General features: G+C 70.5%; 11 protein-coding genes and 1 tRNA gene. 6 read left to right on the top strand and 6 right to left on the bottom strand.

What is annotated here, in order from left to right:
• The first annotated feature begins 125 nt into the window (after window positions 1-125).
• Window positions 126-1841 (top strand): DoxX family membrane protein, encoded by a 1716-nt coding sequence (locus OG357_RS17610; RefSeq protein ID WP_329622063.1) that lies wholly within the window; start codon window positions 126-128, stop codon window positions 1839-1841.
• Between the two features lie 137 nt (window positions 1842-1978).
• Here OG357_RS17610 and OG357_RS17605 read toward each other — a convergent pair whose 3' ends face one another.
• The 3 genes from OG357_RS17605 to OG357_RS17595 form a co-directional block, all read right to left on the bottom strand.
• Window positions 1979-2695 (bottom strand): nucleotidyltransferase family protein, encoded by a 717-nt coding sequence (locus OG357_RS17605; RefSeq protein ID WP_317597773.1) that lies wholly within the window; start codon window positions 2693-2695, stop codon window positions 1979-1981.
• A gap of 127 nt (window positions 2696-2822) precedes the next feature.
• On the bottom strand, window positions 2823-3233 hold the full coding sequence (locus OG357_RS17600; RefSeq protein ID WP_329622062.1) for a hypothetical protein: 411 nt from the start codon (window positions 3231-3233) through the stop codon (window positions 2823-2825).
• Between the two features lie 214 nt (window positions 3234-3447).
• Entirely contained in the window at window positions 3448-4545 is a 1098-nt protein-coding gene (locus OG357_RS17595; protein ID WP_317597777.1) for an ABC transporter ATP-binding protein, read from the bottom strand.
• A 182-nt stretch (window positions 4546-4727) separates the two neighbouring features.
• Here OG357_RS17595 and OG357_RS17590 point away from each other — a divergent pair.
• Window positions 4728-4801, top strand: a tRNA-Thr gene (locus tag OG357_RS17590).
• Window positions 4802-4940: 139 nt separating this feature from the next.
• Here the strand turns inward: OG357_RS17590 and OG357_RS17585 are convergent.
• Window positions 4941-6464, bottom strand: a complete 1524-nt coding sequence (locus OG357_RS17585) for a serine hydrolase domain-containing protein (RefSeq protein WP_329622061.1) — start codon at window positions 6462-6464, stop codon at window positions 4941-4943.
• Between the two features lie 79 nt (window positions 6465-6543).
• Here OG357_RS17585 and OG357_RS17580 point away from each other — a divergent pair, with 79 nt between their 5' ends.
• Entirely contained in the window at window positions 6544-7257 is a 714-nt protein-coding gene (locus OG357_RS17580; protein ID WP_329622060.1) for a TetR/AcrR family transcriptional regulator, read from the top strand.
• Between the two features lie 374 nt (window positions 7258-7631).
• On the opposite strand, the gene OG357_RS17575 is transcribed toward OG357_RS17580, so the two are convergent.
• Entirely contained in the window at window positions 7632-8204 is a 573-nt protein-coding gene (locus tag OG357_RS17575; RefSeq protein WP_329622059.1) for a TetR/AcrR family transcriptional regulator, read from the bottom strand.
• Window positions 8205-8301: 97 nt separating this feature from the next.
• Between OG357_RS17575 and OG357_RS17570 the strand changes: the two genes are divergently transcribed.
• Entirely contained in the window at window positions 8302-9879 is a 1578-nt protein-coding gene (locus OG357_RS17570) for a carboxylesterase/lipase family protein (protein WP_329622058.1), read from the top strand.
• Between the two features lie 387 nt (window positions 9880-10266).
• Window positions 10267-10863: a hypothetical protein gene (locus tag OG357_RS17565; protein ID WP_329622057.1), complete on the top strand. Its 597-nt coding sequence runs from the start codon at window positions 10267-10269 to the stop codon at window positions 10861-10863.
• Between the two features lie 199 nt (window positions 10864-11062).
• Here OG357_RS17565 and OG357_RS17560 read toward each other — a convergent pair whose 3' ends face one another.
• A complete protein-coding gene (locus tag OG357_RS17560; RefSeq protein ID WP_329622056.1) occupies window positions 11063-11587 on the bottom strand; it encodes an SMI1/KNR4 family protein in 525 nt (174 codons plus the stop codon).
• Window positions 11588-11697: 110 nt separating this feature from the next.
• On the opposite strand from OG357_RS17560, the gene OG357_RS17555 reads away from it, so the two are divergent.
• The gene (locus tag OG357_RS17555) at window positions 11698-11955 is read left to right on the top strand and encodes a DUF7683 domain-containing protein (RefSeq protein ID WP_329622055.1); all 258 of its coding nucleotides are present in this window, start codon (window positions 11698-11700) and stop codon (window positions 11953-11955) included.
• Window positions 11956-12011 lie beyond the last annotated feature (56 nt).

Here is a 12011-nt window from a genome sequence, read left to right as displayed (position 1 = left end):
TTCTCCGCACCACGCATCGCAACACTTCTTCGGACGACCGGCCTCGGCCGCGGCGTTGATCTTGACGGGTCTCGGACATTTGCGAGCTGTCAAGGCAGTGTCCTAAACCCAGATCACTCGGTTAGATGAGTGTGGACACCAGAACGCCCCGGCCGGGGTTCGACGATCAGCCCGCGCTGAGCATGGTCAAAGTGGACTCAGATCCCGCCCAGGTGATCGTGAACCACGCCAGCTTCCGTGTGCGGCTCGCGCCGGCACAGGCGCCGACGTTCGCCGCGAACCCGCGCGTCGCCGCACTCGCGGGAGCGGGAGCCGCAGCCGGTGCGGGAGGGGGCGCGCCGCGCCGCCGTCCCGTCGTGTGGACGGGGAAGTCCGCGCCGGGCGCGACCGGTCTGCTCCAGGCCGTACGCGAGTCCTCCGCCGTCTCCACCCTGGACCCGGCGGTCGGTCACGGCGGCCATGGTGCACCGGGCGGACGCCTCGGGCACGCGGGACACGCCGGACACTCCGGCCTGGACGCAGGGCTCGACGCGGGCGCGACCCAGGCCATCCCGCGCATCGACGACACGATGCCCACCCCGATGGTGCCCGCCGAGGCCGCCGGGCCGCTGCTGCCGCCGATGCGTCGCGCCGAGGGCGCCTACGACGACGTGTACGAGCTCCGGCCCGAGACCCCCGGGCCGTACGGGGACGACACGGCGTACGGCACGGCGGACGGCCGGGAGGGCCGCGACGGCCGGCGCCAGGCGCACGACCCCGTCCGGCACGCGTACTACCCGGGCCGCCGGATGAACCTCGGCGTCGTCCTCCTCCCGCTCCGCGTCTTCCTCGGCTTCATCTCCATCTACGCGGGCATGGGCAAGCTCTGCGACCCCGTCTACTTCGACGGCGGCGAGCGCGGCTCCATGGTGAAGTGGCTCAACTCGCTGCACCCGTGGGCCCTCGCCGAACCGCTCCGCGACTTCGCCCTCCAGCACCCCGTGGGCGCCGGGCTCACCGTCGCGTTCCTCCAGGTCGTCGTCGGCGTCCTCACCGTGCTCGGCCTCTGGCAGCGGGCGGCCGCCGTCGTCGGCGCCCTGCTCTCCGCCGCGCTCATCCTGACCGTCAGCTGGAAGACCGTCCCGGTCTACGACTCGGCCGACATCATCTACCTGGCCGCCTGGTCCCCGCTGATCATCGCCGGCGCCCCCGTGTACTCGATCGACGGCCGCCTCGCGGGAGAGGCCTGGCGCACCCTCGGCCCCCGCGCCGAACTCTGGGCCCTGCGCCGCCGCGTCACGCGCCGCAGCACCCTCCTCGCCTCGGTCGTCGTCGGCCTCACCCTCCTCATCGGCTCCGTCCTCGGCGGCGCGGTCCGCTCGACCGAGATGGTCACCGTCCCGGGCCCCAACGACGACCCGATCAACCACCTCCCCGGCCGCCCGCTCCCCACGGAGCCGACGCGCCGAGCCCCCTCCGGGAGCGCCTCCACCGCGCCGGAGCCGTCCGCGACGTCCGAGACGTCCGAGACGACGGAGGCCACCGCAGGGCGCGAGGAGACCGAGGAGGCGACCCGGCCGACCGAGACGACCCGGGAGGCCACCCGCACGCAGGAACAGCGCCCGACGGCCACGCAGGGCAGCGGCACCACGGGCTCCTCGTCCACGACGACCACGCGCCCGCCGACGCAGTCGGACCCGGCGCCCCCGCCGACCACCAGCGACACCCCGACGAGCACGGGCGGCACGTCGAGCGGCGGCTCCACCGGTTCGACGGGCTCGACGGGCGGCAGCAGCACGCCGACGGAGAGCGGCTCGACGACGGGCGGCGCGAGGAACCCGATCGGCGGCCTGCTGGGCTGACGCGGGCAGGAGCACGCGCACACGTACGCGCACACGTACGCGCACACGTACGCGCACACGTACGCGTACGAGAGAGGGCGGCGCCGCGAAGAAGCGGCGCCGCCCTCACGCGTACGTACTCGTCCTCCCGGGGTGTCTCAGGCCCGCTGGGCGGCAAGCTCCTTGGCGGCCTCGGTCAGGTCCTTGGCGGTGTCGATGGCGCGCCAGTACGCCCCCTGGGGCAGCGGGAAGCCGGCGAGGCGGCGTTCGCGGGCGAGCCGGGGGAAGGTGGTCCGCTCGTGGTCGCCGAGGTCCGGGAGGAGCTCGGTGAAGGCCGCGGAGAAGACGTACACGCCGGCGTTGATGAGGAACGGCGACGGGGGTGACTCGACGAAGTCGGTGATGTGCCCGAAGGTGTCGGTCTCGACGGCGCCCCAGGGGATGCGGGGGCGGGCCAGGGCGAGGGTCGCGACGGCGTCCCGCTCGTCGTGGAACGCGGCCATCTCGCGGAGCGAGAAGCGGGTCCAGATGTCGCCGTTGGTCGCGTACCAGGGCTGGTCCGGCGAGGGCAGATGCGCGGCGGCGTACTTGAGGCCGCCACCGCGGCCCAGGGGCTCGGACTCGACGACGGTCGTCACCTTGAGGGGGAGGTCGGCGGTTTCCAGCCACTCCTGGAGGACTTCGGCGAGGTGGCCGCAGGAGACGACTGCGTCGGTCACGCCCTCGGCGGCGAGCCAGGAAAGCTGATGGCCGATGATCGGGGTCCCGGTGCCCGGGATCTCGACCATCGGCTTGGGGCGGTCGTCGGTGTAGGGGCGCAGCCGCGAGCCCTGGCCGCCCGCCAGGACCACGGCCTGCGTCGGATTGGTGTGCATACGGGGAACGATAGGCGCCCCGTGCGCCGGAGGGCGGCTGGGCGCACGACGATGCTCAGCCCGTGGCTCGGCGTGCGGCTCGACTCCCGACTCGACTCACGGCTCGGCTGAGGTCTCAGCTCCCGGCTCAGCTCGTGCGCATGACACCGGTCGCGTACGAGGTGTCGCAGACCGGGCGGGAGAAGGACTGGGCGCGGGAGGGGCCGTAGTGCTTGACGGCGGCGCGGCCGAGGGCGCGGGCGATGGACATGCAGTGCTCGGCGAGGGAAGGCCGGTTCTCGACCTCGCGCTGGAGGTGCGTGAGGGCCGTGCCGGGGTCCTTCTCCTGAAGCTCTGCGAGGAGCTGGTCGCGGAGAATATCCTGCGGGGCACGGGACTTGGCGCGGACGGAGACGTCCGTGGAGGAGGCCGTCAGCTGGGTGGTGGAGTCCTGGCCGGCCCACGGAACGGCGGACACCGCGAGCGTTCCCGAGAGCACCAGGACGACGGGCAGGACGAGGGCGAGAGAGCGGCCGATTCGGCGGGCAGTGTGCGTCACGCAGGCGAGCGTAGCGGCCGGTAGTGATATGGCGACATTTAGTCACTCTCGCGGGGGATGGTTCGAGGCGGCTTTTCGAATTCCGTGTTGACGCGGGGGTCGTGGGCGGGCCCTGAATGCCGGGGTTTTCCGGGGTAAACCACGACTTGGACCTCTTAGGCGAACGGCCCCGCATCTGCAAGAGATGCGGGGCCGTTCAGTGAAGCGCTACGGGTCAGTCGCTGAGGCGGGCGCCCGTGGAGGTGGAGAAGACGTGCAGCTCGGCGGCGCGCGGGACGACGTGGAGCGTGGAGCCCTTGGCGGGGACGTCACGGCCGCCGACGCGGACGACGAGGTCCTTGTCCTCGCCGCCGACGCGGGTGGAGCCGTAGATGAAGCCGTCGGAGCCGAGCTCCTCGACGACGTTGACCGTCACGGCCAGGCCCTGGTCGCTCTCCGAGCCCTGCACGTCGAAGTGCTCGGGGCGGATGCCGACGGTGACCGTCGTGTCGCCGTTGGCGGAGGCGGCGGCGATGGCGTCGCGGGAGACGGGGACGACGCTGTTGCCGAACTTCACGCCGCCGTCGGTGATCGGGACCTCGATCAGGTTCATGGCGGGGGAGCCGATGAAGCCGGCGACGAAGAGGTTGGCGGGCCGGTCGTACATGTTGCGCGGGGAGTCGACCTGCTGGAGCAGACCGTCCTTCAGCACGGCGACGCGGTCGCCCATGGTGAGGGCCTCGGTCTGGTCGTGGGTGACGTAGACCGTGGTGATGCCGAGGCGGCGCTGGAGACCGGCGATCTGCGTACGGGTCGAGACACGGAGCTTCGCGTCGAGGTTCGACAGCGGCTCGTCCATGAGGAAGACCTGCGGCTCACGCACGATGGCGCGACCCATGGCGACACGCTGACGCTGACCGCCGGAGAGCGCCTTCGGCTTGCGGTCGAGGTACTCGGTGAGGTCGAGGATCTTCGCGGCCTCTTCGACCTTGGCGCGGATCTCGCTCTTGTTGACGCCGGCGATCTTGAGCGCGAAGCCCATGTTGTCGGCGACGGTCATGTGCGGGTACAGCGCGTAGTTCTGGAACACCATCGCGATGTCCCGGTCCTTCGGCGGCAGGTGCGTGACGTCGCGGTCACCGATGCGGATGGAGCCGGCGTTGACGTCCTCGAGCCCCGCGAGCATGCGGAGCGAGGTCGACTTGCCACAGCCGGAGGGCCCGACGAGGACGAGGAACTCGCCGTCGGCGATCTCGATGTCGAGCTGGTCGACGGAGGGCTTGGTGGCACCGGGGTAGACCCGGGTCGCCTTGTCGAAAGTGACGGAAGCCATGGTGGTGTATCCCTTCACCGGCAGGAACGTGCCGGACGATCCGAGTAAAGGAAGGATTGAGGTCTAGTCCACCTGGGTGAACCGCAAGTGACGCTACCTGCCCATGCCCGATCTGTCAGCCACCCAGAGGACGTGAGATTTCCGGCCGCCGCCCGGGCGGGGTTGGTTACACTGCACTCGCTGCCTCCTTAGCTCAGCTGGCCAGAGCACCGCTCTTGTAAAGCGGGGGTCGTCGGTTCGAACCCGACAGGGGGCTCAAGACAAAGGGCCAGCGCAGGGGCATGTTTCCCCGGCGCCGGCCCTTTCGCATGATCACGGCCGTGCCACCTACGTTTTACGGTCCTCCCGGAACTGGCACCTTCCCGCTCCTCGTACGGTCGCGCGATCCTCACCCTTCAGGCACTGCGGACTCGCCCCGGGGAGGCCGGACGCCGGGCGCTGTCTCTGCCGACGTATGCGGTGGTGAGCCGCAGGGCGATGGTGGCGGTCCCGGCGGCGGTTGCCGTGCAGAGGGCGATGAAGGCGTCGGGTGTCCAGGTCCACAGCGCTCTGGGCCCGATGAGGGTGAGGGCTGCCGCCATGGCGATCCAGGGCAGGGCGCCGGCCAGACACCACAGGACGGTGGGCACGATGCGGCGGGGCACGGGCCGTCGGCGGAGCAGGCGGGCGGACTGGTAGGTGCCCGCGAGGAGGGTGAGGGCCAGGGCGGTGAGGCCCCAGACGGTGGCGTGGTACGTCGCGGCGGAGGGTGCGTCGGTGGGGGTGGTGCCGCCGGCGAGGATGCGGGCCGCGCCGAAGCCGACTTCCATGACGGCACCGTCGTGGAGGAGGCCGTGGAGGTTCTGCTGGAGGACGAGGGCGATGTTCTGCTTCGGCAGGAGGAAGAGCATCGCGGAGTAGCCAGGGGTGGCACCGGTGTGCCAGATCGCGCTGCCGAGGGGAGCCTCAAGGCCCCCGACGCGCCAGCCGAGTCCGTATCCGGTGTCGGCGCCGGACGGGTGGAGTCGGCCGGATTGCCGCATCAGGCGGACGGACTCGGGCGTCAGGATCGTCGTGCCGTTGCCGGTCCTCCCTGACCGGAGCTGGAGGGAGGCGAACGCGGCGAGGTCGTTCAGGTCACCGCCCGTGTAGCCGTAGGCGGCGCCGTCGTCGTCCACGCCGTCGGCGATCGCGGACGGTATGCCCCAGAGGAGCTGGTGCCCGGGCGGAAGGTTCCGCTCGCGTGCGGACGCCCGGTCGGCGATCGCCCCGTCCATGCCGGCCGGGCGCAGGACGCTGTCCCGAAGGTGGTCGGCGAAGGGGCGACCGGTCACGGACTCGACGACGGCGGCCAGCACGAGGTAGTTGGCGCTGCTGTACGTGTACGTGGTGCCGGGCGGTCCGAGTGGAGGTACGTCGTCCAGCTCGGCTACGCGCTGCACCGCTCCCGGGCAGTCGGCGTCGACACAGTCGGTGACCTCGAAGGTGGCCGACTCGGGCAGGCCGGCGGTCTGCTGGAGCAGGTGGCGGACGGTGACGCGAGAAGCGTGACCGGAGCCGCCGAAACGGAAGCCGGGCAAGTGCTCGACGACCGGGTCGTCGAGCCGGAGGCGCCCGTCCTGCACGAGGGTCATCACGGCACTCGCGGCGATCGGTTTGGCGACCGAGCCCCAGAGGAAGGGGGTTTCGATCGTGACCGGTTCGCCGTATCCGTCCGTTCCCCTGGCGCGTGTGTGGATCGGCCCGTCGGGTCCGACGACGGCGTAGGAGAGCCCGGGCGTACGGGTGGCCTCCATGCGGTCGTGCACGTAGGCGTCCACGGCCGCCAAGCGGTCCGCGGGGATGGGCGAGTCGGCCGCGGCCGGCGCATGACCTAAGGGAAGCAGGCCGAGCAGGAGGGCTGTCGCCGCTGCGGCGGCGCGGCGGAGCGGGTTGAGCATGGGGCGTCGTCCTTCCGTGAGGCACGCCAAATAACCGTATGGGAATACGGTTATAACCGTACGCTGGTACGGTTATCAAGTGCCGCGAACCGCCGACCACGAAGAACGCCGACGTCAGATCGCCGACGCTGTCAGCCAGTTGATCACCGCACACGGGCTCGACGCCGTCACCGTCGCCCGCACGGCCGCCACCGCAGGCATGTCCGTCGGGCTCGTCCAGCACTACTTCCGCACCAAGGACGAGATGCTGCTCCATGCCTTCCGCGAGGTCTCGGCCCGCATCCGCGCGCGCGTCGATGAGCGGATCAGGGACGGGGTCGAGCACAAGCGACCCCTCGCACGGGTCATGGCGGAGGTGATGACCGAGTACATCCCCCTGGACGAGGCCCGCCGCGCCGAATACCGCGTCACCCGCGCGTTCGCCGGCCGAGCCCTCGACGCCCCCGCCCTCGCGGCCGTCGACACCGAGGCCGCTCGTAAGCTGCGCGAGGACATCGCCCGCGCCGTCCACAACGGCAAGGAGTGCGGCGAGGTCGACGAGGACGTGGATCCGTCGGCGGCGGCCGTCCGCCTCGCCGCCGTGATGGAGGGCCTCGCACTCCAGGTCTACCGCGAGCCCGAGGGCGCCGCCGAAGCGGCCGTGGTCCCGTTCGTGGCGCCCCTGCTCAAGACCGAACTCGCCGCCGTCTTCACCGGCGAGTGCCGCCAGTACGCGAGAGAGTCAGCCGATCCGCCGAGAACGCCGCGGGTACCCGGCGCCTCGACAGACGCCTCGCCCGGGAACGCCTGCTGACGCCGGTGGCGATGCTTCCTGCAACGGTTCGACCACAGGAGGCGGCTGGGGCGCGAGCAGCCGCGCTGAGAGAATCCCGCCGGCACGGCCCCTGCGTTCGACGCCGGTGCGGTTCGGGTTCGCCCCCGTCTTCGCGCCCCACCCAGGCTGCGTGCCACAACGTGCCCAGCAGGACCGGTAAACAGCGGGCGTCAGGAGGTCCGCTGGACCTTGCCGGACGAGGGGTTCGGGTCGCATTCCCGCAGGTCAGGGGTCATGCATAAGGTTAGGTATCGGGTGATTCCCAAGCTTATGGCGCGGGTTCGATTCCCGTCATCCGCTCTTGAGGGAAGGCCCAGGTCAGCGACCTGAGCCTTCTTCGTTGTCTGTCATGGTCAGCGCGCCAACTCGGCCAGGGCCTGGACGCCTTCGAGCACCTCGGCAGCGGTGGGGGCGCTGGAGGGGTCGCTGAGGCACTGGAGCATCACACCCGACACGAGCGCCAACTGCACGGCGCCGAGGGTGCGGACGGAGGCGTCCGACACCTCCTCCTCGCGGACGCCGTCCAGGATGGCCGCCATGCCACGCCGCCCCTGAGCGGTACCCCCGGCCAGAGCGGCGCGCAGCTCCGGCTGCCGCTGGGCCTGCATGAACAGTTCCACCGAGGCGAGCCAGAGGTCGGGGTGCGCACCGAAGTCCTCGATCAGGCTCTCCCAGATGCGCTCGAAGTGCGCTCTGGAGGAGCCGTCGGCGTCGGGGACCAGCGCCCGGCCCATCGCGTCGCCCCACTCGTCGAGGATCTCGAACAGGGCCTGGTTGAGCAGTGCCTCGCGTGAGCCGTAGTGGTAGCCGACGGCGGCCGTGCTCACTCCGGCGGCCGTGGCGATGTCACGCACAGAGGTGCGGTCGTATCCCTTTTCCCGCAGGCAGGCTTTGGCGCCGATGAGCAGGGCTTCGCGGTTTCCCATGCTCAGGAGCCTAGCGCCCGTGTGACACGAACGCCTCACACGATCGAGTTAGACAAGCGTATTGCACGATCGCGCAAATCTGCGTAGCGTTCGGGCCATGAGACACACCAGGAACGTTTCCAAGGGGTTCATCGCCGCCGCCCTCACGCTGACCACGCTGGGCCTGGGCCTGGGCGTCGGGCCGACCACCCCCGCGCGAGCGGCAGCAGGCAGCACCGCCGGCCCGGTGGTCGGCACCACCGGCGGCGCCGTGCGTGGCACCGCCGACAGCGACGGCCTGCGCAGCTTCCAGGGCATCCCGTACGCCGCCCCGCCGGTGGGCGACCTGCGCTGGGCCTCGCCGCAGCCCGCCGCCGCCTGGGCCGGGGTGCGTGAGGCGACCGCGCCCGGATCCCCCTGCGCGCAGCCGAAGGGGCTGCCCGTCGGAGTCCCCAGCGAGGCCGAGGACTGCCTGTACCTGAACGTCACCACCCCCGTGAAGCGGGCCGCCAAGCGGCCGGTGATCGTGTGGATCCACGGCGGCAGCCTGATGTTCGGCAGTGGCGACCTCTACGGCCCCGAGCGGCTGGCAGCCGAGGGCGCCGTCGTCGTGTCGGTCAACTACCGGCTCGGCGTCATGGGCTTCCTGTCCCATCCGGCCCTCAGGACCTCCGGCGGCCTCGGCCTGGAGGACCAGCAGGCGGCGCTGCGCTGGGTCCGCGCCAACGCGGGCGTCTTCGGGGGCGATCCCGGCAACGTGACGATCATGGGTGAGTCCGGCGGCGGGTACAGCGTCTGCGGCCACCTCGCCTCGCCGAAGTCGGCCGGACTGTTCGACCGCGCCATCGTGCAGAGCGCGCCCTGCGCCACGGGTGGCTCCCGCACCCGGGAGGAAGCCGAGGCCGAGGCCAAGGCCACGCTCGCCGAGCTCAAGAAGCTGAAGTCCAAGGAGGGCAAGGACTGCGATGATGCGGAGTCCTGCCTGCGAGGCACGGACGCGGCCACGCTCATGAAGGCGTACGGGACCTGGAACGAGCCCCGCCCGATCGCCGGTACGGACCTCATGCCACTGGCCCCGGCCGAGGCGCTGCGCACGGGCAGGTTCAACCGCGTCCCGGTCCTCATCGGGGTCAACCACGACGAGGAGCGCGGCCGGATCCTCGGCCAGGAGCTGACGGGCGATCCCATGCCGCCCGAGGCGTACGAGCCCGAAATCCGCAAGGAGTTCGGCGCCCAGTCCGACGCGGTACTGGCCCGCTACCCGCTGAGCCGCTTCAGCTCTGCCGGCGAGGCCCTGGCAACGGTCCTGACCGATCGCACCTGGTCGGTTCCGACGCTGGACACCGCCCGGCTGCTGTCGCAGTGGACTCCGACCCGGATGTTCGAGTTCAGTGAGCGCGAGACGCCCTCATGGGCAGGCGACCCGAAGCTCAGCTTCGAGCTCCGCGCCTCGCACATGTCGGAGCTGTCCTACCTCTTCGACCTCAAGCTGCCTCTGTTCGAGAAGCTGACTGAGAAGCAGGAACGCCTCGGCAAGCGAATGACGGACACCTGGGTGGACTTCGCCGAGTCCGGAAAAACGGACTGGCCGAGCTTCCGCAGCGGCGGTTACGTGCAGTCGCTGGCCTCGGGACCGTGGAAGCGCACGGAGTTCACCAAGGACCACAATCATGCGTTCTGGAAGAACCTCCGCTGACGCCGAGCGTCGTCCCGACGACCGAGGTACCTGTGACGCCGGGCAGCACACGACTCGTGCCACTACGCGCCAGTCAGGGCGGTAAACAGCGGTCGACACGGGGGTTCCGCGGGCTCCGGAACTCGGCTCCGCAGCGGACGTTTCCGCAGGTCACCAGGCGTTCCGACCCCCGAGTGCCGAGTGATTCCCAAGCTTATAGCGCGGGTTCGCACGCAACCGCTTCCGCGAGCTCGCCTTCGGCTGACCAGACGCCCATCCTGCCCAGAGACGTTCTCGGCCTCAGGGACGCGTGTTCCCTGCAGCGGGGCCGGGTGAGGCGTCGGGGCGCTGGTTGTCCCGCGGAGCCGGGTCCTGGAGGGGGGTCTCGGTGGCCCCTATGCTGCGGCGGTGACCATACCCCCCGAGGCCGCCGGGCCCGTCGTGCCGACTCGGTCCGCCGCCCCCTCGCGTCTCGTCTTCGCCGCCGCGATCGCGCTGATCGTCGTCACCCTGGCTGCCTTCTGGACATGGCGGTGGTGGGAGGGCGAGCAGGAGGGCGAGTTCACGGCCGATCCGCGGTTCTGCGAGCTCGTCACCCCCGAGACGATCCACCGGCTCGTGCCCGAGGCGTACGGCGGACGCGAGGACGTGGCCTCCTGCACCTGGGCAGCCCCGCGTGAGAAGGGGAAGTACCGGGCCAATGTGCACCTCTTCGCCAGCCGTCTCAACGTCGAACTGGCTGAGAAGGACATGCGCGAGCAGCGCACCGACGGAGAACTGGGCTGGGAGAAGGACACCCAGGAAGACCTGCTCGGCCTCGGCGACGAAGCCCTTCTCCGCTTCCGGCCGCCCGTACCCGGCAAGAACATCACCGCGCAGGTCTTCTTCCGCCGCAGCAACATGGTCATCTCCGTGGCCTACGCCCGCAGCGACGACGACCGGCAGGCCGCCCGCGCCGGAGCCATCGACGCCGCCCGCGAGGCAGCCGCCCTCCTCAAGCCCTGATCACTCGAACCCTCAGGCGTATTCATCGATTGTGCGTGAGCGATGCGTGAGTGCACGGTCCGGCACAGCCCGCTCTTGTCTGGATCACGCGGCACCGTGCAGGACCTCTCACCAGGTGGAGGTCAGGGGCGGTCGGGCTGGGTTGCCGTCGGGTGAGGAGCCGCTTCATGGAGCTCAGCGAGTTCATCCCGCGGTTCGTTCACTCCGCGATCCGGGAAGCGGCGAGCTCCCACGGTGGCATGTCCTCCGGTTCTTCATCTGTGTTCTCATAGGCGTCCTCCCGGTACCACCCTGTTCCGGCAAGCCAGGTTTCGAGCCATTCGGCCAGACTCCCGGCGTCGACGAACCAGGCGGCGGCTCCGTCGTCCGTCATGGCGTTCGGCTCGAAGAGGAGGACCGTGGCGGTCTCGCTGCGGCAGTCCACCGCGGCGTACATGGCGCAGCCCCAGTCGAGGATCGGCAGCACGCCCGCCGGCCAGAACGGTGTCTCTCCCTGAGCTGAACCGGATCGTTCGGACTGGTACTCGCTCAGCACCGTGCGTCCTGCTCCGACCAGCGGAAGGAGCTGATACTCGGGTCCGTAGCCACCGTTGGCCACCTCCCGGTACAGGCTCGCCAGCAGAGGCGGGAGTGCGAAGCCGAGAACTGCCTCTGCCGAGGCGATCTCCTCGGCACTGGCGGCGGGAGGCAACGTCGTGGAAGTGGCCCTGGCCTTCGCCGCCACGCGGGGAACGAGATCTTCTCCGGCTGTCATGTGCGTGATCCTGGCAGGCGCCTATGACACCGGCAGGGGACGTTGACCTATGCACCCCCACGCGGCGATACGATCGGTGGATGCCTTCAGAGGAGCCCGGGGTCGTCTGGTCGTTGCAGGGGTTCAGCAAGGTGGACGAATTCCTGCGTACCGAGTTTCCCATCAGCCGCGATCAGATTCTGCGGCTTCGGGAAGTGATCGAGCCGGATGCGGACGACCCCTGGATGTTCCTCTGCTACGCCGTACCCGTCGAGCTGTGGCCGGCGGTGGACGCGATCCTGCAATGTGGTCCGCCTGATCCCGGGCTCGACTACCTGACGGACTGTCACGCGGCCTAGTGGCCCGATGCCGGCGGCGCCTGCGGCCGGGGCGTTCAGGTTCCGACCCGGGACCG

It is taken from the genome of Streptomyces sp. NBC_01255, from assembly GCF_036226445.1.
Lineage (GTDB): Bacteria > Actinomycetota > Actinomycetes > Streptomycetales > Streptomycetaceae > Streptomyces.
The sequence above is the reverse complement of the archived record's forward strand: the minus strand, read 5'-3'. Positions and strand labels throughout refer to the sequence as shown.

Coding starts and splice junctions, on each gene's coding strand:
- OG357_RS17610 (WP_329622063.1), top strand. CDS start 126: ATGAGTGTGGACACCAGAACGCCCCGGCCGGGGTTCGACGATCAGCCC.
- OG357_RS17605 (WP_317597773.1), bottom strand. CDS start 2,695: ATGCACACCAATCCGACGCAGGCCGTGGTCCTGGCGGGCGGCCAGGGC.
- OG357_RS17595 (WP_317597777.1), bottom strand. CDS start 4,545: ATGGCTTCCGTCACTTTCGACAAGGCGACCCGGGTCTACCCCGGTGCC.
- OG357_RS17585 (WP_329622061.1), bottom strand. CDS start 6,464: ATGCTCAACCCGCTCCGCCGCGCCGCCGCAGCGGCGACAGCCCTCCTG.
- OG357_RS17575 (WP_329622059.1), bottom strand. CDS start 8,204: ATGGGAAACCGCGAAGCCCTGCTCATCGGCGCCAAAGCCTGCCTGCGG.
- OG357_RS17570 (WP_329622058.1), top strand. CDS start 8,302: ATGAGACACACCAGGAACGTTTCCAAGGGGTTCATCGCCGCCGCCCTC.
- OG357_RS17555 (WP_329622055.1), top strand. CDS start 11,698: ATGCCTTCAGAGGAGCCCGGGGTCGTCTGGTCGTTGCAGGGGTTCAGC.